Origin of the sequence: Variovorax paradoxus (assembly GCF_030815855.1) — a bacterium.
In the GTDB taxonomy this organism is placed as follows: Bacteria; Pseudomonadota; Gammaproteobacteria; order Burkholderiales; family Burkholderiaceae_C; genus Variovorax; species Variovorax paradoxus_M.
The window spans coordinates 2,252,415-2,274,143 of record NZ_JAUSXG010000001.1 but is presented as its reverse complement, the minus strand read 5'-3'; the positions used below and the strand labels follow the sequence as shown (position 1 = coordinate 2,274,143).

Genomic DNA, 21,729 nt, shown 5'->3' with positions numbered 1-21,729 from the left:
GCGCACGACCGGCCTTTTTTGCCGTGCGTTCAGTTCATCATCAGATCAGTTTGACGAGTTGCTTGCCAAAATTCCTGCCCTTGAGCAAACCCAGGAAGGCCTCAGGGGCAGACTCGATGCCTTGTGCAATCGACTCGCGCGGCTTGAGCTTGCCGGTGGCCACCAGCGTACCGAGCTCGGTCAAGGCCTCGGGCCACACGTCCATGTGCTCGCTGACGATGAAACCTTCGATCTTCATGCGGTTGATGAGAATGAGCGCCGGGTTCGCAAGCGGCAGCGGCTGGCCGTCGTAGCCCGCGATCATTCCGCACAGCGCAACGCGCGAGAAGGCATTCACGCGCAGCAGCACGGCGTCGAAAATGTAGCCGCCCACGTTCTCGAAGTAGCCGTCGATGCCGTTCGGGCAGGCTTCCTTGAGGGCGGCGCTCATGCTCTTCACGTCGGGATGCTGGCGGTAGTCGATGCAGGCGTCGAAGCCGAGCTCTTCGGTCACGTACTTGCACTTGTCCGGGCCGCCCGCGATGCCGACGACGCGGCAGCCGCGCGCCTTGGCCAGCGCGCCGAATGCGCTGCCCACCGCGCCACTGGCGGCCGTGACGACCATCGTCTCGCCGGCCTTCGGGGCAATGATCTTCACGAGGCCATACCAGGCGGTGACGCCCGGCATGCCAACCGCGCCCAGGTAGTGCGACAGCGGCACGTGCGTGGTGTCGACCTTCTTCAGCGCGCCGGGCTGCGAGGCGTCGACCACGCTGTATTCCTGCCAGCCGCCGAAGCCCACCACCTTGTCGCCGACAGCGAACTTGGGGTGCTTGCTTTCCACCACTTCGCCCGCGGCGCCGCCCTGCATCACTTGGCCCAGCGGTTGCGGCTGGGCATAGCTTTTGGAATCGTTCATGCGGCCGCGCATGTAGGGGTCGAGGCTCATGTAGTGGTGGCGTACCAGCACCTGGTTGTCGGCCAGCGCGGGCGTCTCGGCGGTCACGAGCTTGAAGTTGCTGGCAACGGCTTCGCCGTCGGGGCGGTTGTCGAGGTGGATCTGTTTGTTGGTGGGCATGAAAGTCTCCGGAGAAAGGCCGTTAATCGGTAGAAGGCGGACGCATCGCGTTGGCGCTGGCGGGGCCCGTGGGCAGGCGGCGCTTCACGTACTTGAAGGTGCCGGTGGCATGCGCGCACACGCGCTCCTGCTCGTCGTAGATCTTGGCTTCGGTAAAAGCCAGCGTCGCGGTGCGGTGGATGAGCGTGCCGCGCGCATGCAGCGGGCCGACCGAGGGCTGCATGAAGCTGGTCTTCATCTCGATGGTGACCACGCCGGTCTCAGGCGCCACGCTGCGCGCAGCTGCCGCCATGGTGATGTCGAGCAGCGTCATGCAGGCGCCGCCGTGCGTCACGTCGAAGGTGTTCAGGTGCTCGGGCTTGGCGGTGTAGAGGATTTCCGACTCGCCGCCCTCGAACTTCGTGAGCTCGAAACCCAGGTGGCGCGCGAACGGAATCTGGCTCGTGTACGAGCGGATGTTGATGTCGTTGGATTCTTCAGCCATTGCGTACCAAGGTTAGGCGCCAAGCACGACGCTGACACCGCCATCCACCGCCAGCCACTGACCCGTGATGTGCTTGCCGGCATCGCTTGCGTACAGCAGGGTCAGGCCCTTCAGGTCTTCCTCGTCGCCGAGGCGGCCGAGCGGTGCGTGGGAGGCCATCTTTTCCTCGCCCAGCGACTTGATCAGGCCGGCGGCCATCTTCGTCATGAAGAAGCCCGGGCAGATCGCGTTCACGTTGATGCTGTACTTGCCCCATTCGGCAGCCAGCGTGCGCGTGAAGCCGATCACCGCGGTCTTCGAGGTGTTGTAGGCCAGCGTCTGCATCTCGGGCGGGTTGCCGTTCAGGCCCGCAATCGAGGCGATGTTGATGATGCGGCCCGTTTTCTTCGGGATCATGTAGCCGTTGGCGATGTGCTGCGACAGGATGAAGTAGCCGCGCACGTTGAGGTTCATCACCTTGTCCCAGGCCTCCACCGGATGGCTCTCGGCCGGAGCGCCCCAGCTGGCGCCGGCGTTGTTCACGAGGATGTCGACCGCGCCCAAGCGCTGCAGCGTTTCGTCGGCCAGGCGGCGGGTGTCTTCTTCCTTCGAGCAGTCGGCGGCGATCCAGCGCGCGTCGATGCCGGCGGACTGCAGTTCGGCCGCGGCCTGCTCCAGGTCTTCGGCCTTGCGCGAACTCAGCATGATCTTCGCGCCGGCTTCACCGAGCGCATGGGCCATCTGCAGGCCCAGGCCGCGCGAGCCGCCGGTGATGAGGGCGGTCTTGCCGGTCAGGTCGAACAGCTGCTTGGTGGTGCGAGGGGTCATGGGTGTCTCCGGCTTTCAGAATATTCAGATCGGGCGATTGCTATTTGTCGCCCAGGCGCGAGCGCACATAGATGAGCACGACGCCCACAAGGGCGATCACCGCGCCGGGCACGGCCATCGACCAGCCGAACGCCGGCTCGGCGCGGCCCGTGGCAATGCCCAGGATCACGAGGAACAAGCCGCCATAGATCAGGATCCAGATCCACTTCTCGAGCCGCGCATGCGGCTTCGGCGGCTTGACGGGGGTGGGCGGGGTGTTGTTGGGGGCGGCGTTGGCCATTGTCAGAAAGCGTCCTCGGGCAAAGCGATACAGGTCGGATCACGGCTCTCGACCACGTTGAGCCAGGCACCGATTTTCGGTAGCTCGTAGTGGAAGAAGTAGTCCGTGGCGCCTATCTTGCCAGCTGTTACCGCCCTTGCCTTTTCCGCGTCGATTTCCAATGCGCGCCGCGCCACGTCCAGCCAGATCCAGGCCAGCACGGCGTGGCCGAAGGCCTGCATGTAGGGCACGGCGTTGGCGAGCGCATCGGCCGGGTCGCCGGTGGACCAGGCCGCCTCGGTCGCGCTGCCGATGCGCTGCAAGGCGACCTTCAGTGTCCTGGCATGCGCGGCCAGCGCCGGCACCTCGGTCGCGCGGCCGATGGTGTCGGTGATGCGTCCGGCCAGCAGCTGCAACCCCCGGCCTTTCTCCATCAGCACCTTGCGGCCCAGCAGGTCGGCCGCCTGGATGCCGTGCGTGCCCTCGTGGATCATGTTCAGGCGGTTGTCGCGCCAGTACTGCTCCACCGGAAAATCGCGCGTGTAGCCGTAGCCGCCGTGCACCTGAATGGCCAGCGAATTGGCTTCGAGGCACCATTCGCTGGGCCAGCTCTTGGCGAGGGGCGTGAGCACCTCGAGCAGCAGGCGGGCGTCGTCCGCGGCCTGCGCGCCGCCGGTCTTCTGCTCGTCGACCAGGCGGGCGCAGTACAGCTCCAGCGCCAGCGCACCTTCGCAGTACGCCTTCTGCGCGAGCAGCATGCGGCGCACGTCCGCGTGCTCGATGATGCGCACCTGCGGGCTGGCCGAGTCTTTCGCGACTGCCGTGCCGGGCTGCTCCGCCTTCTTCACGAGCCGGCCCTGCGGCCGGGTCTTCGCGTAGTCGAGCGAGGCGTAGTAGCCGGCCATGCCCAGCATGGTGGCGGCCGTGCCGACGCCGATGCGCGCCTCGTTCATCATGTGGAACATGCAGTGCAGGCCCTTGCCCGGCTCGCCCACGAGGTAGCCCACGGCACCCGCCTTGCCATCGACGGGGTACTTGCCTTCGCCGAAATTCAGCAGCGTGTTGGTGGTGCCGCGCCAGCCGAGCTTGTGATTGAGGCCCGCGAGGGCGACGTCGTTGCGCTCGCCGGTCAGCTCGCCTTTTGTGTTCACCATGCGCTTGGGCACGATGAACAGCGAGATACCGCGCGTGCCGGGCACCAGCTTTCCGTTGGCATCCGGAATCTTGGCAAGCACGATGTGCACGATGTTCTCGGTCAGCTCGTGGTCGCCGGCCGAGATCCACATCTTGTTGCCCGTGAGTCGATAGCGCGGCCCGAGCGGGTCGTTTTGAGAGTCGGCGCCGTCGGGCACCGCGCGCGTGGCCACGTCGCTCAGCGAAGAGCCCGCCTGCGGCTCCGAGAGGCACATGGTGCCCGCCCAGCGGCCGGAAAATTCGTTCTTCGCGAACACCTCTTTCTGCATCTCGGTGCCGTGCACCATCAGCAGGTTGGCGTTGCCGCTGGTCAACATGTTGGAGCCGATGCTCACCGACGCCATGGCGAAGAAGCTGTTGGCCGCGGCATGCAGCGTGTAGGGCAGCTGCATGCCGCCGATGTCGTAGTCCTGCGCCGCGCTCATCATTCCGGATTCGACAAACGCCTTGTGCGCGTCGTGCGTCGCCTGCGGCAACACGACCTTCTCGCCATCGAAATGAGGCTCCTGCGTGTCGACGATGCGATTGGCCGGTGCGTACTTTTCGCGTGCGATGCGCTCGCAGGTATCGAGCACCGCGTCGAAGGTTTCGCGCGAATGGTCGGCAAAGCGCTCGCGCTGGCTCAGCGATTCCGCGTCGAGCCAGTCGTAGAGCAGGAAGTCGAGGGTGGGACGCAGGCTCATGATCGATCTCGGTGTGAATGGATGCGCGGGTTCTGCGCCAGGAACACCGCAGAGGCGGCTCAGCCGGCCCGCCGGTGTCGCCCCGGGAAAGGGGCTGGCGAAGGCGGCGACGCGCTATGCGCCGCCGGCCGGGGAAGAGTCAAAGAACTTCAAAGACGCCCGCGGCACCCATGCCGCCGCCGATGCACATCGTGACCAGCACCTTCTTCGCGCCGCGGCGCTTGCCTTCGATGAGTGCGTGGCCGGTCAGCCGCTGGCCGCTCACGCCGTAAGGGTGGCCGACAGCGATGGCGCCGCCGTCCACGTTCAGGCGGTCGCCCGGAATGCCGAGCTTGTCGCGGCAGTAGATCACCTGCACCGCGAAGGCTTCGTTCAGCTCCCACAGGTCGATGTCGTTGACCGTGAGGCCCAGGCGCTTGAGCACCTTCGGAATTGCGAAGACCGGGCCGATGCCCATTTCGTCGGGCTCGCAGCCGGCCACGGCAAAGCCGAGGAAACGGCCGAGCGGCTTCAGGCCCTTTTGCTGCGCGTACTTCTCGTCGACCACCACGCAGGCGCCGCCGCCGTCGGAGAACTGGCTGGCGTTGCCGGCAGAGATCAGGCCACCGGGCATGGCCGAACGGATGCCGCTGATGCCTTCCTTGGTGGTGCCGGCGCGGATGCCTTCGTCATGCTCGACGGTGACTTCCTTGGTGCGCAGGCCCAACACGGGGTCGGCCACGCCGGCCAGTACGGTGATCGGTGCGATCTCTTCCTTGAAACGGCCGGCCTCGAGTGCGGCGGTGGCCTTCTGCTGGCTCGCGGCGCCGTACTCGTCCATGGCGTCGCGGCCGATGTTGTAGCGCTTGGCGACCTGCTCGGCCGTCTGCAGCATGTTCCAGTAGATCTCGGGCTTGTGCTTCACGAGCCAGGGGTCGGCCAGCATGTGCTTGTTGGCTTCGTTCTGCACGCACGAGATGCTCTCGACGCCGCCGGCCACGTACACGTCGCCTTCGCCCGCAATGATGCGTTGCGCGGCGGTGGCAATGGTCTGCAGGCCCGAGGAGCAGAAGCGGTTGATCGTCATGCCCGAGGTGGTGACCGGGCAGCCGGCGCGCAGCGCGATCTGGCGCGCGATGTTGGAGCCCGTGGCGCCTTCGGGCGTGGCGCAACCCATGATCACGTCATCGACTTCGGCGGCTTCGATGCCGGCGCGCGAGATGGCGTGCTGCACCGCGTGGCCGCCGAGCGTGGCGCCGTGCGTCATGTTGAAGGCACCCTTCCAGCTCTTCGCGAGCGGCGTGCGGGCGGTGGAAACAATGACGGCGCTGGTCATGATGAGGTCCTTTGAAGATGGAAGGGAAAGAGGGTTGTGGTCGTCATTGCGCCGGCGCAGCGTGGGTGTTGCGCAGGAGCTGGTGATAGAAGCCGATCATCTCGCCGTAGTTGGCGATGGCGATGCGCTCGTTGTTGCCGTGGAAGCGCGCCAGGTCTTCGCTCTTCATGCGGAACGGCGAGAAGCGGTAGACGGCGTCGCTCACCAGGCTGAAGTGGCGCGAGTCGGTGGCGGCGGTCATCAGGCCGGGGGCGACCAGCACGTCTGGAAACGACTGGCGCACCGCCTGCTGGATCGCGCGGTAGCCGGTGCTGTCGGTCGGCGACACGGGCGAAGGCTCGGAGTTGCCGGGATAGCGCTTGATCTTGATGTCGTCGTTGGCCAGCGTCTTGCGCAGATGTGCCTCCACGCTGTCGATGCTGTCGCCCGGCAATATGCGGAAGTTGACAGCCGCCTCGGCGCGGCCGGGCAGCACGTTGTCCTTGTTGCCGGCGCGCACGATGGTCAATGCGGTGGTCGTGCGCAGCATCGCGTTGCTGCTCGGGCTTTTTTCGAGCTGGCCGCGCACCAGCGGCTCGGTGAGCCACAGGTTGGAGAGCATCACGCGGTTGACGCCGCCCATCTCGGGTGCCAGCGCGCCGAACATCTGGGCGGCCACGCCCTGGATGCCGCCGGGCATCGGGTTGGCTTCGAGCCGTGCGAGCGCCGCGCTCATGCTGCCGATGGCGCTGCGCTGCGGTGGCATCGACGAGTGGCCGGGAGCGGTGTCGAGCGAAAGAAAAAAGGTGCCGTAGCCTTTCTCGGCCAGGCCGATGAGCGCAGCGGGCTTCGACAGGCCGGGCAGCACGCCGTCGAGGATCAAGAGGCCTTCGTCGAGCACCCACTCGAGCCGCACATTGCGCGACTTGAGCAGTTCGGCAATGGGCAGTGCGCCGCGCAGGCCGCTCACTTCTTCGTCGTCGCCCATCACCAGGTAGACGGTCTGCTTCGGCTGAAAGCCGCTGCCGAGCAGCAGCTCGATGGCTTCCATCTGCGCGAACAGGTTGCTCTTGTTGTCGAGCGTGCCGCGGCCCCAGACGAAGCCGTCCTTGATCTCGCCGCTGAAGGGCTCGACCGTCCAGGCCTTCTCGGTGCCGGGCGCGATGGGCACCATGTCCTGGTGCGCCATCAGCGCGATGGGCTTGGCCTGCGGGTCGGCGCCGGTCCATGTGTAGAGCAGCGCCCTGCTGCCCACGACTTCCTTCTTCAGGGTGGCGTGGACCTTCGGAAACTGCTGTTCGAGGTAGGTATGCAGCTTGTCGAACTCGGCCAGGTTCGCGGCCGGATCGTCGAGGCTGGACACCGTGCGGATCGGAATCGCACCCGAGAGCCGCTTGGCGGCGGCCTGCAGGTCGATCTCGAGCTTGGGTGCGGGCGCCACCGCCAGTTGCTGCGATGGCGTGGTCCAGGTCTTGACCGCCACGGCCGCCACCAGCGCGAGGAGCGCCAGCAGCAGCCCGAGAAAGATGCGTTTCAACATGGGCGGTCAGGGTTCCCGGATCAGCTGAAGGACTTGCCTTCGGCCACGAGCTTCTGGATCAGCGGGGCCGGCTGCCAGAACTCGGCGTCGTCGCGCGGATTCTTCGCAAAGCGCTTCATCGTCTCGGCCACGTTGTACAGGCCGACCTGCGATGCGTAGTGCATCGGACCGCCGCGCCAGATGGGGAAGCCATAGCCGGTGAGGTACACCATGTCGATGTCGCCGGACTTCGAGGCAATGCCGTCTTCCAGGATGTGCGCGCCTTCGTTGACCAATGCGTACACCAGGCGCTGAACGATTTCCTCGTCGGAGATCTTGCGCGGCGTGATGCCGAGTTCCTTGCGGTGGTCCTCGATCATCTTGTTGACGAGGTCCGACGGAATCGCATCGCGCTTGCCGGCCTGGTAGTCGTACCACCCTGCCCCGGTCTTCTGGCCGAAGCGGCCCAGTTCGCAAAGCTTGTCGGCCGTGCGGCTGTACTTCATGTCGGCGCGTTCGGTGGCGCGGCGCTTGCGAATGGCCCAGCCGATGTCGTTACCGGCCAGGTCGCCCATGCGGAACGGGCCCATGGCAAAGCCGAACTTCTCGACGGCCTTGTCGACCTGCTGCGGCGTGGCGCCTTCGTCGAGCAGGAAGCCCGCCTGGCGCGAGTACTGCTCGATCATGCGGTTGCCGATGAAGCCGTCGCACACGCCCGAGACCACGGCCGTCTTCTTGATCTTCTTGCCAATGTCCATGACGGTGGCCAGAACGTCTTTCGCGGTGGCCTTGCCGCGCACTACTTCGAGCAGCTTCATCACGTTGGCCGGGCTGAAGAAGTGCATGCCGACCACGTCCTGCGGACGGTCGGTGAACGCGGCAATCTTGTCGACGTCGAGCGTCGAGGTGTTCGAAGCCAGGATCGCGCCCTTCTTGGCCACGCGGTCGAGCTCCTTGAACACCTTCTCTTTCACGCCGAATTCCTCGAACACGGCTTCGATGATCAGGTCGGCGTCCTTCAGGTCGTCGTAGCTGAGCGTGGTGCTCAGGAGCGCCATGCGCTGCTCGTACTTGTCCTGCTTGAGCTTGCCCTTCTTGACCTGGGCTTCGTAGTTCTTCTTGATGGTGGCAATGCCGCGATCGATCGCTTCCTGCTTCATCTCGAGAATCTTGACGGGGATGCCCGCATTCAGGAAGTTCATCGAAATGCCGCCGCCCATGGTGCCGGCGCCGATCACGCCGACCGACTTGACCTCTCGCTTGGGCGTGTCTTCGGCCACGTCGGGAATCTTGGAAGCCGCGCGCTCGGCCATGAACAGGTGGCGCAGCGCCAGCGATTCGGGCGTGAACATGAGCGCGGTGAACAAGCGGCGCTCTTCGGCCATGCCCTCGTCGAACTTGAGCTTGGTGGCCGCCTGCACCGCATCGACGCATTTGAGCGGCGCCGGATAGTTCTTCGACATGCCGCCGACCATGTTCTTGGCGAACTGGAAGTAGGCATCGCCCTGCGGATGCCTGCACGGCAGGTTGCGCACCAGCGGCAACTCGCCTCCCTTGCCCGCGACGGATTTCGCGAAGGCCACAGCCTCCTCGAACACCGATTCGGCCGAGGCCGCGAGCCGGTCGAACAACTTTTGGCCCGGCAGCGAAGCGAGCAGCTCGCTCTTGACCGGCTCGCCGCTCACGATCATGTTGAGCGCGGTTTCCACGCCCAGCACGCGCGGCAGGCGCTGCGTGCCGCCGGCGCCCGGCAGGAGGCCGAGCTTGACTTCAGGCAGTGCGACGCTGGTGCCGGGAGCCGCCACACGGTAGTGGCAGCCGAGCGCCAGTTCGAGGCCGCCGCCCATGCACACGGAGTGAATGGCTGCGACGATGGGCTTGGGAGAGGCTTCGAGCGAGAGGATTACGCTCAGCAGGTTGGGCTCTTGCAGCGCCTTGGGCGTGCCGAATTCCTTGATGTCCGCACCGCCCGAGAACGCCTTGCCGGCGCCCGTGATGACGATGGCCTTGACGGCGTCGTCGGCATTGGCCTTCGACAGCCCATCGGTAATGCCGATGCGGGTCGAAAAACCGAGACCGTTGACCGGCGGGTTGGTCAGTGTGATCACGGCGACATCGCCGAGCACTTTGTATTCAGCCGTCATGCTGCGTTCCTTGGTGGGTGAAGAAAAAGAAGAAAAAGCACGAGTGTTCTTTTTCGAGGATTCTAGGCTTTTGTCGCGACGCAACAATGGCACGCAGTCGCTGCCGAGACAAGAGGGATCCGGGGCGCGGCCCCGAATCCCGGAAGTATCAAACTTCCAACCACTCTTTGCGGGTGGTGGCATCGGCCCTGAGGCTGTCCGGTGTGCCGTCGAACACGATGCTGCCGTGACCCATCACCAGCGCGCGGTCGGAGATCTGCATTGCAATGGTCAGCTTCTGCTCGATCAGCAGCACCGAGATGCCCTTGTCCTTGAGCGTCTTCAGGTATTGACCCACCAGTTCGACGATTTTCGGCGCCAGGCCTTCGGTGGGCTCGTCGATGATGATCAGGTCGGGGTCGCCCATGAGCGTGCGGCATAGCGTGAGCATCTGCTGCTCGCCGCCCGAGAGCACGCCGGCTTCAGTGTGCTGGCGCTCCTTCAGGCGCGGGAACATGCCGTACATGTCGTCGAAGGACCAGCGGCTGCCCTTGCCCGAACCCTTCTGCCCCAAGAGCAGGTTCTGGTGCACCGTGAGCTTGGGGAAGATGTCGCGGTTCTCGGGCACGTAGCCGATGCCCAGGTGGGCGATTTCGTAGGCCTTCCTGCGCAGGATGTCCTGGTCTTTCCAGCGTAGCGTGCCTTCGGCATGCACCAGGCCCATGATGGCCTTGGCGGTGGTCGAGCGGCCCGAGCCGTTGCGGCCCAGCAGCGCGACGATTTCGCCGGCGCCGACGCTGAACGAAACGCCATGCAGCACATGGCTCTTGCCGTAGTAGGCGTGAATGTCGTGAAGCTTCAGCATGGTGTCAGTGTCCCTGGCTCTGTGCGTCGGCGACGGAGGAGCCCAGATAAGCTTCCTGCACCCGCGCATTGGCGCGAACGGCGGCCGGTGTGTCGAAGGCGATGACCTCGCCGTACACCACCACCGCGATCTTGTCGGCCAGCCCGAAGACCACGCCCATGTCGTGCTCCACCGTGAGCAGCGTCTTGCCGACCGTCACGTGCTTGATGAGCGAGATGAAATGCGCCGTCTCGGTCTTGCTCATGCCGGCCGTGGGCTCGTCGAGCAAGATCACGCCGGCTCCACCCGCGATGGTCACGCCGATTTCGAGCGCGCGCTGCTCCGCATAGGTGAGGTTCACCGCGTGCACATCGCGCTTGCGTTCCAGCCCGATCTGCTTGATGAGTTCTTCGGTGCGCGCATTGGCATCGTCGAGGTTCGAGAGAAAGCGCAGGAAGGTGTAGCGGTAGCCCAGGCTCCACAACACGCCGCAGCGCAGGTTCTCGAACACGCTGAGCTTCGGAAAGATGTTGGTGATCTGGAAGCTGCGCGACAGGCCCAGCCGGTTGATCTCGTAGGGCTTCTTGCCGTCGATGCGCTGGCCGCTCAGCAGCACCTCGCCGCTGGTGGGCGTGAGGCGTCCGCTGATCAGGTTGAACAGCGTCGACTTGCCCGCCCCGTTCGGGCCGATGATGGCCACGCGCTCGCCGGCGTTCACCGCCAGGTCCACGCCGCGGATGATCTCGGTCTTGCCGAAATTCTTGCGCAGCGCCTTCAGTTCCAGTGCGTATTGCGCGCTCATTACGCCGCCTCCCGACGTTTGATTTCTGCTTCGATTTCTTCTTGCGCCTGGCCCCAGACACGCACGAAGCGGCGTCGCGCCACTTCCAGCGCGGCCAGTCCCACGGCCAGGATCGCGGCGGCGCCGATCCAGCTCGCCGTGCCCGAGGTGTCGAGCGTCACGCCGAAGAAGTTCAGGTTGGGCCCGAGCGCCGAGTTCAGCTGGATGTGATAGATCATCTCGATGAGGGCGGCGGCACCGATGATGACCGGCACCAGCGCCACCGCGAGTGCGATGTACAGCAGCCAGAAGCGGTCGAACTTGCCGAACTTGGCGACGCGCAGGTTCATCATGATCAGGCTCGCGATGCCGCCGGGCGCAAACATCACCATGAACACGAACACCAGGCCGAAGTAGAGCTGCCAGGCCTTGGAAAGCTCCGACAGCAGGATCGACGCGAACACCAGCAGCACCGCGCCGATGATCGGCCCGAAGAAGAACACCGCCCCACCCAGGAAGGTGAACAGCAGGTAGCCGCCCGATCGGATGGCGCTCAGGCTGTCGGCCGCGTTCACGATCTCGAAGTTGATCGACGCCAGGCCGCCGCCGATGCCGGCGAAGAAGCCCGCGATGATGAACGCGAAGTAGCGCACGCGCTGCGTGTTGTAGCCGATGAACTCCACGCGCTCCGGGTTGTCGCGCACCGCATTCAGGATGCGGCCGAGCGGCGTGCCGGTGAAGGCGTACATGAGCGCGGTGCAGATGAAGCAATACACGGCGATCAGGTAATACACCTGGATCTGGGAGCCGAAGTTGAAGCCGAAGAAGGTCGGGCCGTACACGCGGTCGGTGGTGATGCCGCCCTCGCCGCCGAAGAAGCTCGGGAACATCAGCGCCATGGAGGCCACGAGCTCGCCGATGCCCATGGTGATCATCGCGAAGGTGGTGCCCGATTTCTTCGTGGTGACGAAGCCCAGCAGGATGGCGAAGAACATGCCGGCCAGACCGCCTACCAGTGGAATGAGCACCAGCGGAATCTGCACGCCGCCCTTGCTGCCCATGTTCATCGCATGAATGGCCAGGAAGGAGCCGAGCCCGACATACACGGCGTGGCCGAAGCTCAGCATGCCGCCCTGCCCCAGCAGGATGTTGTAGCTCAGGCAGATGATGATCAGGTAGCCCATCTGCGAGAGCATGGTGAGCGCCAGGCTGCTCTTGAACAGCAGCGGCGAGACGATCAGCGCGATGGCGAACAGCGTCCAGATCAGGAAGCGCCCGATGTTCCAGGGCTTGAAGCGGTAGTACCGGGTCGGGCTTGTCATGGTGGTCGTGGTCATGGCGTCAGTCCTCCCGGGTACCCAGAAGACCCTTGGGCCGGAAAATGAGGATCAGCACCAGGAACAGGTACGGCAGGATCGGCGCAACCTGCGAGATCGTGAGCTTGAGCAGTTCGTAGCCGAAGGTCTGGTCGGTGACGGTAAAGCCCAGCATCTGCAGGCCGCCGGCAAACGATTGGTCCATGGCCACCGCAAAAGTCTGGATGATGCCGATCAGCAGCGACGCCAGGAATGCGCCGGCCAGCGAGCCCATGCCGCCGACCACGACCACCACGAAGATGATCGAGCCGACCGAAGCCGCCATGGCGGGCTCGGTGACGTAGGTGTTGCCGCCCACCACGCCCGCCAGGCCCGCGAGCGCGGCGCCGCCGCCGAACACCAGCATGAAGACGCGCGGCACGTTGTGGCCCAGCGCCTCGACCATATCGGGGTGCTTGAGCGCCGCCTGGATCACCAGGCCGATGCGCGTGCGCGTGAGCAGCAGCCACACCGAGATGAGCATCAGCACCGCCACCAGCATGATGAACGAGCGCGACTTCGGAAACTGCGTGCCGTAGAGCGAGAACAGCGGCCCCTGGAGCTGGGTCGGCAAGCCGTAGGGCACCGTCGACCGGCCCCAGGCCAGCTGCACCAGTTCCAGAATCAGGTATGAAAGGCCGAAGGTCACCAGCAGTTCGGGCACGTGGCCGAACTTGTGCACCCGGCGCAAGCTGTAGCGCTCGAAGGCGGCACCCAGCAGGCCCACCAGCAGCGGCGCGATGAAGAGCGCGGGCCAGAAGCCGATGATGTTCGACAGCGTGTAGGCGATGTAGGCGCCGAGCATGTAGAAGCTGGCGTGCGCGAAATTGAGCACGCCCATCATGCTGAAGATCAGCGTAAGGCCAGAGCTCAGCATGAACAGCAGCAGCCCATAGCTGACGCCGTTGAGCAGCGAGATGACGAAGAATTCGACGTTCATCGGTCTTTCGGGTACGTGGAAAAGAAAAAGGCCCGAGTGGTGAAGTCGGGCCTCGACCGGTCAGCGCGCGATCAGGCGATCACGAGTTGTTGGGCCGCTTCATCTGGCACGACGTGGGCGTGCTCGCAACGTAGGCTTCGTAGAACTTGACGGGCGCCAGCGTGTAGCCGGTGTTCTCCGGGCTGTACGGGTTCTTGGCGTCGGCCTTCTGCCAGCGCGTGATCCACAGGCCTTGCTGCAGCTGGTGGTCGGACTTGCGCATCTCGACGTCGCCGTTGAAGCTCTTGAACTTCATGCCTTCCAGCGCGGCCGCCACCTTGACGGGCTCGGTCGACTTGGTGCGCACGAAGGCCTCGCTGAGCATGGCGTACACCGTGTAGATGTCGGTGGTGTACATGTCGTCGTTGAAGCGCTTCTTGTACTCGCCCATCAGCGGCTGGACCGGGCCCGGCGCGTTGTAGTGGCTGTAGCCCACCTGGTACACCTTGCCGTCCGAGGCCGCGCCCATGGCGGTGGGCGTGCCGGTCGTCACCGCGTAGTAGGTGTAGAACTTGACATTCAGGCCCGAGTCGTTGGCCGACTTGATGAGCAGCGCAAGGTCGGAGCCCCAGTTGCCGGTAATGACCGAATCGGCGCCCGAAGCCTTGATCTTGGCGATGTAGGGCGAGAAGTCGCGCACCTGGGCCAGCGGGTGCAGGTCGTCGCCGACGATCTCGACGTCGGGCCGCTTGTCCTTGAGGTTCTGCTTGGCGAACTTGGAGACCTGCTGGCCGTGCGAGTAGTTCTGGTTGATCAGGTAGACCTTCTTGATGTCGGTCTGCTCTTTCATGAAGGCGGTCAGCGCTTCCATCTTCATGGAAGTGTCGGCGTCGAGGCGGAAGTGCCAGTAGCTGCACTTGCTGTTGGTGAGGTCGGGATCGACGGCCGCATAGTTGACGTAGAGCACTTCCTTGCCCGGATTGCGGGCGTTGTGCTTTTCGAGCGCGTCGATGATGGCGAGCGCGGGACCGGAACCGTTGCCCTGCACCACGTAGCGAGCGCCCTGGTCCATGGCCGAGCGCAGCGCGCTGGTGGTTTCCTGCGGGCTGAGCTTGTTGTCGATGGCAATGACCTCGAACTTCACGCCGGCCGCGTTCTTCTTGTTGAACTCTTCGGCCAGGAACTGGAAGGTCTTGAGCTGGTTGGTGCCGACGGCCGCCATCAGCCCCGACAGCGGGTCGAGCCAGGCGATCTTCACGGTCTCACCCTTCTGGGCCAGAGCGCCGGTGGCGGCTGCGGCAAGGATGGCTGCGGTAGCGATTTTCAGAGTGAACTTCACGATCTATTTCTCCTGGTCAAACCGAATCAAAAAGCCTCGCACGAGCGTACAAGCGTTCGCAGCCCCTCCCCTCAGGGAATGCCCGGAGGGGGCGGCCGCAAAGGCCCGTTTCTATCGCGCAGGCGACAGCGCATTTCTCCTATTCCTACCCATGGGTAGACAGCTTCTACCCACGGGTAGGAAATGCGTTCACAAGGGCGCCTAGGGGCGCTTCATCTGGCAGGTCGTCGGCGTGCTGGCCACATACGACTCGTAGTACTTCACTGGAACGTTGGTGTAGCCGGTGTTCTCGGCGTCATAGGGGAACTTGGCGCTGGCTTTCTCCCAGCGCGAGATGTAGAGGCCCTGCTGCAGCTGGTGGTCGGCCTTGCGCATCTCTACCTCGCCGTTGAAGCTCTTGATCTTCATGCCTTCGAGCGCCGCCGCCACCTTGACCGGATCGGTCGACTTGGCCTGCACGAAGGCGGCGTCGAGCAGCGCGAACGTGTGATAGATCGACGATTGCGTCAGGTCGTCGTTCATCTTCTTCTTGTAGCCGGCAAGCAGTTTCTGGATCTCGCCACCCATGTTGTAGTGGCCATACGCCACCGTGTAGATCTTGCCGACGGAGGTGGCGCCCATGGCCGTCGGAGTGCCGGTGCCGAACGAGTAGTAGGTGAGGAACTTGACGTCCAGGCCCGAATCGTTCGCCGCCTTGATGAGCAGCGACAGGTCGGAGCCCCAGTTGCCGGTAATGACGGTGTCCGCGCCCGAGGCCTTGATCTTGGCGATATAGGGCGAGAAGTCGCGCACCTGCGCGAGCGGGTGCAGGTCGTCGCCCACGATCTGGATGTCGGGGCGCTTGATCTTCAGGTCTTCCTTGGCGAACTTCGACACCTGAACGCCGTGCGCATAGTTCTGGCCAAGGATGTACACCTTCTTGATGTCGGGCTGGTCCTTCATCCAGGTGGTCAGCGCTTCCATCTTCATGGAGGTGTCGGCGTCGAGGCGAAAGTGCCAGTAGCTGCACTTGCTGTTGGTGAGGTCGGGGTCGACGGCCGCGTAGTTCAGGTAGAGCAGTTCCTTGCCGGGATTGCGCGCGTTGTTCTTCTCGACGGCGTCGATGATCGCCAGCGCCGGGCCCGAGCCGTTGCCCTGGGTGATGTAGCGCGCGCCCTGGTCTTGCGCCGAGCGAAGTGCGGCGGTGGTCTCCTGCGGGCTGAGCTTGTTGTCGATCGCGATGATCTCGAACTTCACACCCGATGCATTCTTCTTGTTGAACTCTTCAGCCAGGAACTGCGTGGTCTTGAGCTGGTTCGTGCCCACCGCGGCCATCAGGCCCGACAGCGGATCGAGCCAGGCGATCTTGACGGTCTCGCCCTTCTGGGCGAAGGCAGCGGTCGCGCTCGCCAACATGGCACAGGCAGCGACCGACTTGAGGACAAATTGCATGAAGAGTCTCCTGAATGAAAGGCGAAAGAGGCGGGATGCAGCGTACAAGCGCCCCTTTCTTCCCCGCACAGGGAATGCCCGCAAGGAAGGCCGCGAAGGCGGCCTTCCTATCGCGTGCGCGACAGCGCGATCAGGGCGTCGGCAGCTTGTAGTCCTTCAACAGCTCGCGCAGCTTGGTCTTGAGGATCTTTCCGGTCGCCCCGATCGGGATGGCCTCGACGAACACCACGTCGTCGGGAATCTGCCACTTGGCTGTCTTGCCTTCGTAGAACTTGAGAAGCTCCTCGCACGTGACTTCCGCATTGGGCTTCTTCACCACGGCGATGACCGGGCGCTCGTCCCACTTGGGGTGCGCCACGCCAATGCAGGCCGCCATGGCGACGCAGGGGTGCGCCACCGCGATGTTCTCGATTTCGATCGAACTGATCCACTCGCCGCCGGACTTGATCACGTCCTTGCTGCGGTCGGTGATCTGCAGGTAGCCGTCGGGGTCGATGGTGGCGACGTCGCCGGTGGGAAACCAGCCGCGGCCCTGCTCGTCGGCGATGAGCGGATCGCCGCCCTCGCCCTTGAAGTATTCCTTCACGACCCATGGACCCTTGACCAGCAGATCGCCGTAGGCCTTGCCGTCCCAGGGCAGTTCCTTGCCGTTGCCGTCGACGATCTTCATGTCCACGCCGCAGATCGCGCGCCCCTGCTTGAGGCGGATGGCAAGCTGCGCGTCGGCCGGCATGGCCAGGTGCTTGTTCTTGAGCGTGCACAGCGTGCCGAGCGGACTCATCTCGGTCATGCCCCAGGCATGCAGCACCTCGACCTTGTAGATATCCTGGAACGCGCGGATCATGGCCGGCGGGCAGGCCGAACCGCCGATCACCGTGCGGTCGAGCCTGGAAAACTTCAGGTCGTTGGCCTGCATGTGGCCCAGCATCATCTGCCACACGGTGGGCACGCCGGCCGCGAAGGTCACTCCTTCGGTCTCGATGAGTTCGAACACCGACTTGCCGTCGAGCGCCGGGCCGGGGAACACCAGCTTGGCGCCCACCAGCGCGGCCGAATACGGAATGCCCCAGGCGTTGACGTGGAACATCGGCACCACGGGCAGCACCGCGTCGCGCGCCGAGATGCGCATCACGTCGGGCAAGGCCGCGGCGTACGCGTGCAGCAGCGTGGAACGGTGGCTGTAGAGCGCGGCCTTGGGGTTGCCGGTGGTGCCGCTCGTGTAGCACATGCTCGAGGCGGAGTTCTCGTCGAAGGTCGGCCAGTCGTACTCGGTGGGCTGCCCGCCCATCCAGGCCTCGTAGCTCACGAGATCCGGAATGCCGCTGTCGGCCGGCAGTTTGTCTGCGTCGCAAAGCGCCACCCATTTCCTGATGGTGGCGCACTTGGCATGCACCGCCTGCACCAGCGGCAGAAAGCTCAGGTCGAAGCACAGGATCTGGTCTTCGGCGTGGTTGGCGATCCATGCGATCTGATCGGGGTGCAGGCGCGGGTTGATGGTGTGGAGCACCCGGCCCGTGCCGCTGACGCCGTAGTACAGATCCAGGTGACGGTAGCCGTTCCAGGCCAGGGTGGCGACGCGATCGCTGAAGAGCAGCTGTTCGCCGTCCAACGCATTGGCCACCTGCCGGGAACGGGATGCGATCTGGCTCCAGGTGCTTCGGTGGATATCGCCCTCGACACGGCGCGAAACGATCTCGGCGTCGCCATGGTGGCGCTCGGCGAACTCGATCAGCGACGAGATCAAGAGCGGTTGGTCTTGCATCAAACCCAGCATCTACAGGCTCCTCTTTTTGTGAATGGCTGCTAAAAACTTTGCGGACAACGGATTCACGCAATCTTCGGCCATTCGCACAACGACACAAACCCGCACTGACCGCTCGATGGCCCCTTGGAAAAGGGGTTTCGCGCTCTGCCGGACAATCCGGGCATGAGCTTGCTTGCAGAAGATTCGGCCGTGGTGGACCTCGGCCTGCGGTGGACGCCGGGGTTTTCCACCCTCGGGCCCGAGTTTTTTACCGAACTCCGGCCGACCCCTCTTCCCGACCCTTATTGGGTGGGCCACAGCGACACCGTGGCGCGCGAACTCGGCTTGCCCGAAGGCTGGCGAAGCGAAGGCGCGCTCCAGGCGCTGACCGGCAACCTGCCCGTGGCGGGCGCGCGGCCGCTGGCCAGCGTGTACAGCGGCCACCAGTTCGGCGTGTGGGCCGGCCAGCTCGGCGATGGCCGGGCCATATTGCTCGGCGAAACCGCAGGTGAAGGCCAAGGCGGGCTCGAAGTCCAGCTCAAGGGTGCCGGCCGCACGCCCTATTCGCGCATGGGCGACGGCCGTGCCGTGCTGCGCTCCAGCATCCGCGAGTTCCTGTGCAGCGAAGCGATGCACGGCCTGGGCATTCCGACCACCCGCGCACTCTGCGTGACGGGCTCCGATGCGCGCGTGCGGCGCGAAGAACTCGAAACCGCCGCCGTCGTGACCCGCGTGGCGCCCAGCTTCATCCGTTTCGGCCATTTCGAGCACTTTGCCGCCAACCAGCACGAAGACGCATTGCGCAAGCTGGCCGACTACGTCATCGACCGCTACTACCCGGCTTGCCGCACCACCGGGCGCTTCAACGGCAACGCGTATGCGGCGTTCCTCGAGGCCGTGAGCGAACGCACGGCCGCCCTGCTCGCGCAGTGGCAGGCCGTGGGCTTCTGCCATGGCGTGATGAACACCGACAACATGAGCATCCTCGGGCTCACGATCGACTACGGGCCGTTCCAGTTCCTGGACGCCTTCGATCCGCGGCACATCTGCAACCACAGCGACACCAGCGGGCGCTACGCCTTCAACCAGCAGCCCAACGTGGCCTACTGGAACCTGTTCTGCCTGGCGCAGGCGCTGCTGCCGCTGATCGGCGACCAGGAAATCGCGGTGGCCGCGCTGGAGTCTTACAAGACGGTGTTTCCGCGCGAATTCGAGGGCCGCATGCGGGCCAAGCTCGGACTGCTCGATTCGGCCGACGGCGACCGCGCGCTCATCGAGGGCGTGCTCAAGCTGCTGGCCGCGGAAAAGGTCGACTACACGATCTTCTGGCGCCGCCTTTCGCAGCACGTGGCGGACGGCAACGCCGAGCCGGTGCGCGACCTGTTCCTGGACCGCGCGGGCTTCGATGCATGGCTGCTATTATTTTCGGAGCGGCACGCGCAAACCCCTCGGCAGGAAGCTGCCGATTCGATGCTCGGATCCAACCCCAAGTTCGTGTTGCGGAACCACCTGGGGCAGCAAGCCATCGAAGCGGCTGCGCAGAAGGACTTCTCGGGTGTGGCAACCTTGCTGACCCTGCTCGAGACCCCATTTGAAGAACATCCCGGTGCCGACGCCTATGCCGGCTTCCCGCCCGACTGGGCCTCCACGATCGAAATCAGCTGCTCATCATGACCACTCCCGTACAGAAAACCGATGCCGAATGGAAAGCCCTGCTCGCTGAAAAAGGCGCCGAACCTGCCGCCTTCGAGGTGACGCGGCATGCAGCCACCGAGCGCCCTTTCACCGGAAAGTACGAGGCGCACTGGGAGGACGGCACCTACCATTGCATCTGCTGCGGCGCCAAGCTGTTCGAGGCCTCCACCAAGTTCGACGCGGGCTGCGGCTGGCCCAGCTTCTCGGAAGAAGCCGTGCCGGGCGCCATCAGGAACATCGTCGACCGTTCGCACGGCATGGTGCGTACCGAAAACGTCTGCGCCAATTGCGGCGCGCACCTGGGGCACGTGTTCCCCGACGGCCCCACCGAAACCGGTCTGCGCTATTGCATGAACTCGGCCTCGCTCGACTTCCAGAAGAAATAACCACCAACCGGCTCCCTACAGCGCATGAAACTGCTTCTCGATTTTTTCCCGATCCTGCTGTTCTTCGGCGCCTACAAGCTGGGCGACATCTACACCGCAACGGCCGTGCTCATGGGCGCCACCGTGGTGCAGATGGGCATCACGTATGCGCTGGAGCGCAAGCTGCAGGCCATGCAAAAGGCCACGCTGGTGCTGATCCTGCTGTTCGGCACGCTCACGCTGGTGCTGCATGACGACCGCTTCATCAAATGGAAGCCGACGGTTCTCTACGGTGCCATGGCCATTGCGCTGGCGGTGGCGCTCTGGGCGCTGAAGAAGAACTTTCTCAAGATGCTGCTCGGCTCGCAACTCCAACTGCCTGACCGCATCTGGGGCCGCCTCAATGTGGCGTGGATCGGCTATTGCCTGTTCATGGCGCTCATCAACGGCTACGTGGCGGCGTACTTCACCACCGAGGCCTGGGTCAACTTCAAGCTGTGGGGCTATGTGTTCCCGATCGTCTTCCTGGTGGCGCAGGGCCTGTACATCTCGCCGCACCTCAAGAGCGACGACAAGCCCGCTGCATGATGAGCACCGCGACCGCACACCCCCCGCCCACGGCGCGCGCCCTCGAGGAGACGCTGCGCCAGACGCTGCAGCCCACCACCCTCGAGGTGATCGACGAGAGCAGCGCCCACGCGGGCCATGCAGGCGCCAATGCGGAGGGCTACGGCACCCATTTCCGGGTTCGCATTGCTTCCCCGCTCTTCGACGGGAAGCCCCGCGTGGCGCGCCATCGGCTTGTGTATGATGCCCTCCAGGTTTTTATCGCCCAGGGTCTGCACGCCATTGCCATCGAGGTGCTCTGAGTCGTTCGATCGGTGAACCGACCGATCAAATGCCACGCCGCTTTCGCCGCGGCGGCGCCGCCCCTCCCGATTTCTCTTCGTTCTTTCGCCTTTTCCGCTTTTTCCCACGCGCTTTTCCTACACGCGCATTTCCCTTCAGCCTGATATTCATTCCATGAAAAAACAACTCTTGCAGGCCGTTGCGGCCGCAGCGCTGCTCGGTGCGATTCCCCTGGCGGCCGTGGCACAGAACGCGGCCATCGTCAACGGCAAGCCCGTGCCCAAGGCGCGCATGGACGTGCTGGCCCAGCAGCTGACCGCGGCCGGCCGCCCGGTCACACCGGAAATGCAGGGCCAGCTGCGCGAAGAAATCGTTGCGCGCGAAGTGTTCATGCAGGAAGCGCAGAAGCAGGGCCTCGACGCCACCGACGACTACAGGAACCAGCTCGAACTCGCCCGTCAGGCCATCCTGATTCGCGCGCTGTTCGAGAACTACCGCAAGACCAGCCCGGTCTCGGACGCGGACGTGAAGGCCGAATACGACAAGTTCGTGGCGGCCAACGGCGGCAAGGAATACAAGGCCCGCCACATCCTGGTCGAGACCGAAGACCAGGCCAAGAAGATCATGGCCGACCTGAAGAAGGGCGCCAAGTTCGAAGACATCGCCAAGAAGCAGAGCAAGGACCCGGGTTCGGGCGCCAACGGCGGCGACCTCGACTGGGCCAACCCCGCGAGCTTCGTGCCCGAGTTCTCGGAAGCGATGATCAAGCTCAAGAAGGGCGAAACGACCCCTGCGCCGATCAAGACGCAGTTCGGCTATCACATCATCCGCGTCGACGACATCCGCCAGGCGCAACTGCCGAAGCTGGAAGAAGTGCAGCCGCAGATCACGCAGCAGCTGCAGCAGCAGCGCCTGCAGAAGTACCAGGAAGAACTGCGCGCGAAGGCAAAGGTCGAGTAAGCCCCAGGCTTTCTTCTCTCCACAAAA

The 21,729-nt window shown here is 64.4% G+C and carries 20 protein-coding genes; 5 read left to right on the top strand and 15 right to left on the bottom strand.

Going from position 1 to position 21,729, the window contains the following annotated elements; translation table 11 throughout:
• Positions 1–40: 40 nt before the first annotated feature.
• From QFZ42_RS10625 to QFZ42_RS10555, 15 genes are all read right to left on the bottom strand, one after another.
• Positions 41–1,057 carry an NADP-dependent oxidoreductase gene (locus QFZ42_RS10625; RefSeq protein WP_307700919.1) on the bottom strand — a complete coding sequence of 339 codons (1,017 nt, stop codon included), beginning with the start codon at positions 1,055–1,057 and terminating at the stop codon, positions 41–43.
• A gap of 22 nt (positions 1,058–1,079) precedes the next feature.
• Positions 1,080–1,541 carry a PaaI family thioesterase gene (locus QFZ42_RS10620; protein ID WP_307700918.1) on the bottom strand — a complete coding sequence of 154 codons (462 nt, stop codon included), beginning with the start codon at positions 1,539–1,541 and terminating at the stop codon, positions 1,080–1,082.
• Between the two features lie 12 nt (positions 1,542–1,553).
• Positions 1,554–2,348, bottom strand: a complete 795-nt coding sequence (locus QFZ42_RS10615) for an SDR family oxidoreductase (protein ID WP_307700917.1) — start codon at positions 2,346–2,348, stop codon at positions 1,554–1,556.
• Positions 2,349–2,388: 40 nt separating this feature from the next.
• Positions 2,389–2,628, bottom strand: coding sequence for a hypothetical protein (locus QFZ42_RS10610; protein ID WP_307700916.1), 240 nt, complete (start codon positions 2,626–2,628; stop codon positions 2,389–2,391).
• Positions 2,629–2,630: 2 nt separating this feature from the next.
• Positions 2,631–4,484, bottom strand: a complete 1,854-nt coding sequence (locus QFZ42_RS10605) for an acyl-CoA dehydrogenase (protein ID WP_307700915.1) — start codon at positions 4,482–4,484, stop codon at positions 2,631–2,633.
• 139 nt (positions 4,485–4,623) lie between these two features.
• Positions 4,624–5,799 (bottom strand): acetyl-CoA C-acyltransferase, encoded by a 1,176-nt coding sequence (locus QFZ42_RS10600; RefSeq protein WP_307700914.1) that lies wholly within the window; start codon positions 5,797–5,799, stop codon positions 4,624–4,626.
• A 43-nt stretch (positions 5,800–5,842) separates the two neighbouring features.
• Complete coding sequence (locus tag QFZ42_RS10595; protein ID WP_307700913.1) at positions 5,843–7,318, bottom strand: M20 family peptidase; 1,476 nt, start codon at positions 7,316–7,318, stop codon at positions 5,843–5,845.
• Between the two features lie 20 nt (positions 7,319–7,338).
• Entirely contained in the window at positions 7,339–9,441 is a 2,103-nt protein-coding gene (locus QFZ42_RS10590; protein WP_307700912.1) for a 3-hydroxyacyl-CoA dehydrogenase NAD-binding domain-containing protein, read from the bottom strand.
• 148 nt (positions 9,442–9,589) lie between these two features.
• Positions 9,590–10,285, bottom strand: coding sequence for an ABC transporter ATP-binding protein (locus QFZ42_RS10585; RefSeq protein WP_307700911.1), 696 nt, complete (start codon positions 10,283–10,285; stop codon positions 9,590–9,592).
• A gap of 4 nt (positions 10,286–10,289) precedes the next feature.
• The gene (locus tag QFZ42_RS10580) at positions 10,290–11,066 is read right to left on the bottom strand and encodes an ABC transporter ATP-binding protein (RefSeq protein ID WP_307700910.1); all 777 of its coding nucleotides are present in this window, start codon (positions 11,064–11,066) and stop codon (positions 10,290–10,292) included.
• Positions 11,066–12,382: a branched-chain amino acid ABC transporter permease gene (locus tag QFZ42_RS10575; protein ID WP_307700909.1), complete on the bottom strand. Its 1,317-nt coding sequence runs from the start codon at positions 12,380–12,382 to the stop codon at positions 11,066–11,068. Before QFZ42_RS10575 ends, QFZ42_RS10580 begins: the two co-directional genes overlap by 1 nt.
• A 4-nt stretch (positions 12,383–12,386) precedes the next feature.
• Entirely contained in the window at positions 12,387–13,340 is a 954-nt protein-coding gene (locus QFZ42_RS10570) for a branched-chain amino acid ABC transporter permease (RefSeq protein ID WP_307700908.1), read from the bottom strand.
• 79 nt (positions 13,341–13,419) lie between these two features.
• The gene (locus QFZ42_RS10565) at positions 13,420–14,658 is read right to left on the bottom strand and encodes a branched-chain amino acid ABC transporter substrate-binding protein (RefSeq protein WP_307700907.1); all 1,239 of its coding nucleotides are present in this window, start codon (positions 14,656–14,658) and stop codon (positions 13,420–13,422) included.
• Positions 14,659–14,859: 201 nt separating this feature from the next.
• Positions 14,860–16,089, bottom strand: coding sequence for a branched-chain amino acid ABC transporter substrate-binding protein (locus QFZ42_RS10560; RefSeq protein WP_307700906.1), 1,230 nt, complete (start codon positions 16,087–16,089; stop codon positions 14,860–14,862).
• 130 nt (positions 16,090–16,219) lie between these two features.
• Positions 16,220–17,863, bottom strand: a complete 1,644-nt coding sequence (locus tag QFZ42_RS10555) for a 3-(methylthio)propionyl-CoA ligase (RefSeq protein ID WP_307700905.1) — start codon at positions 17,861–17,863, stop codon at positions 16,220–16,222.
• A 153-nt stretch (positions 17,864–18,016) separates the two neighbouring features.
• Between QFZ42_RS10555 and QFZ42_RS10550 the strand changes: the two genes are divergently transcribed.
• The 5 genes from QFZ42_RS10550 to QFZ42_RS10530 all read left to right on the top strand — a co-directional run bounded on the left by QFZ42_RS10550 (position 18,017) and on the right by QFZ42_RS10530 (position 21,702).
• Entirely contained in the window at positions 18,017–19,507 is a 1,491-nt protein-coding gene (locus tag QFZ42_RS10550) for a protein adenylyltransferase SelO (RefSeq protein WP_307700904.1), read from the top strand.
• The gene (gene msrB, locus QFZ42_RS10545) at positions 19,504–19,914 is read left to right on the top strand and encodes a peptide-methionine (R)-S-oxide reductase MsrB (protein ID WP_307700903.1); all 411 of its coding nucleotides are present in this window, start codon (positions 19,504–19,506) and stop codon (positions 19,912–19,914) included. Before QFZ42_RS10550 ends, msrB begins: the two co-directional genes overlap by 4 nt.
• A gap of 24 nt (positions 19,915–19,938) precedes the next feature.
• Positions 19,939–20,481, top strand: coding sequence for a septation protein A (locus QFZ42_RS10540; protein WP_307700902.1), 543 nt, complete (start codon positions 19,939–19,941; stop codon positions 20,479–20,481).
• Positions 20,481–20,762: a BolA family protein gene (locus tag QFZ42_RS10535; RefSeq protein WP_307700901.1), complete on the top strand. Its 282-nt coding sequence runs from the start codon at positions 20,481–20,483 to the stop codon at positions 20,760–20,762. The genes QFZ42_RS10540 and QFZ42_RS10535 overlap by 1 nt, the downstream gene beginning before the upstream one ends.
• A gap of 154 nt (positions 20,763–20,916) precedes the next feature.
• Positions 20,917–21,702, top strand: coding sequence for a peptidylprolyl isomerase (locus QFZ42_RS10530; protein ID WP_307700900.1), 786 nt, complete (start codon positions 20,917–20,919; stop codon positions 21,700–21,702).
• Positions 21,703–21,729: the final 27 nt, after the last annotated feature.

What these genes read in the sequence shown, in the direction of transcription:
- QFZ42_RS10595 (WP_307700913.1), bottom strand. Translation starts at nt 7,318, where the DNA reads ATGTTGAAACGCATCTTTCTCGGGCTGCTGCTGGCGCTCCTCGCGCTG.
- QFZ42_RS10590 (WP_307700912.1), bottom strand. Translation starts at nt 9,441, where the DNA reads ATGACGGCTGAATACAAAGTGCTCGGCGATGTCGCCGTGATCACACTG.
- QFZ42_RS10620 (WP_307700918.1), bottom strand. Translation starts at nt 1,541, where the DNA reads ATGGCTGAAGAATCCAACGACATCAACATCCGCTCGTACACGAGCCAG.
- QFZ42_RS10625 (WP_307700919.1), bottom strand. Translation starts at nt 1,057, where the DNA reads ATGCCCACCAACAAACAGATCCACCTCGACAACCGCCCCGACGGCGAA.
- QFZ42_RS10605 (WP_307700915.1), bottom strand. Translation starts at nt 4,484, where the DNA reads ATGAGCCTGCGTCCCACCCTCGACTTCCTGCTCTACGACTGGCTCGAC.
- QFZ42_RS10540 (WP_307700902.1), top strand. Translation starts at nt 19,939, where the DNA reads ATGAAACTGCTTCTCGATTTTTTCCCGATCCTGCTGTTCTTCGGCGCC.
- QFZ42_RS10555 (WP_307700905.1), bottom strand. Translation starts at nt 17,863, where the DNA reads ATGCTGGGTTTGATGCAAGACCAACCGCTCTTGATCTCGTCGCTGATC.
- QFZ42_RS10535 (WP_307700901.1), top strand. Translation starts at nt 20,481, where the DNA reads ATGAGCACCGCGACCGCACACCCCCCGCCCACGGCGCGCGCCCTCGAG.
- QFZ42_RS10560 (WP_307700906.1), bottom strand. Translation starts at nt 16,089, where the DNA reads ATGCAATTTGTCCTCAAGTCGGTCGCTGCCTGTGCCATGTTGGCGAGC.
- QFZ42_RS10575 (WP_307700909.1), bottom strand. Translation starts at nt 12,382, where the DNA reads ATGACCACGACCACCATGACAAGCCCGACCCGGTACTACCGCTTCAAG.
- QFZ42_RS10610 (WP_307700916.1), bottom strand. Translation starts at nt 2,628, where the DNA reads ATGGCCAACGCCGCCCCCAACAACACCCCGCCCACCCCCGTCAAGCCG.
- QFZ42_RS10530 (WP_307700900.1), top strand. Translation starts at nt 20,917, where the DNA reads ATGAAAAAACAACTCTTGCAGGCCGTTGCGGCCGCAGCGCTGCTCGGT.
- QFZ42_RS10585 (WP_307700911.1), bottom strand. Translation starts at nt 10,285, where the DNA reads ATGCTGAAGCTTCACGACATTCACGCCTACTACGGCAAGAGCCATGTG.
- QFZ42_RS10580 (WP_307700910.1), bottom strand. Translation starts at nt 11,066, where the DNA reads ATGAGCGCGCAATACGCACTGGAACTGAAGGCGCTGCGCAAGAATTTC.
- QFZ42_RS10600 (WP_307700914.1), bottom strand. Translation starts at nt 5,799, where the DNA reads ATGACCAGCGCCGTCATTGTTTCCACCGCCCGCACGCCGCTCGCGAAG.
- QFZ42_RS10570 (WP_307700908.1), bottom strand. Translation starts at nt 13,340, where the DNA reads ATGAACGTCGAATTCTTCGTCATCTCGCTGCTCAACGGCGTCAGCTAT.
- msrB (WP_307700903.1), top strand. Translation starts at nt 19,504, where the DNA reads ATGACCACTCCCGTACAGAAAACCGATGCCGAATGGAAAGCCCTGCTC.
- QFZ42_RS10550 (WP_307700904.1), top strand. Translation starts at nt 18,017, where the DNA reads ATGAGCTTGCTTGCAGAAGATTCGGCCGTGGTGGACCTCGGCCTGCGG.
- QFZ42_RS10615 (WP_307700917.1), bottom strand. Translation starts at nt 2,348, where the DNA reads ATGACCCCTCGCACCACCAAGCAGCTGTTCGACCTGACCGGCAAGACC.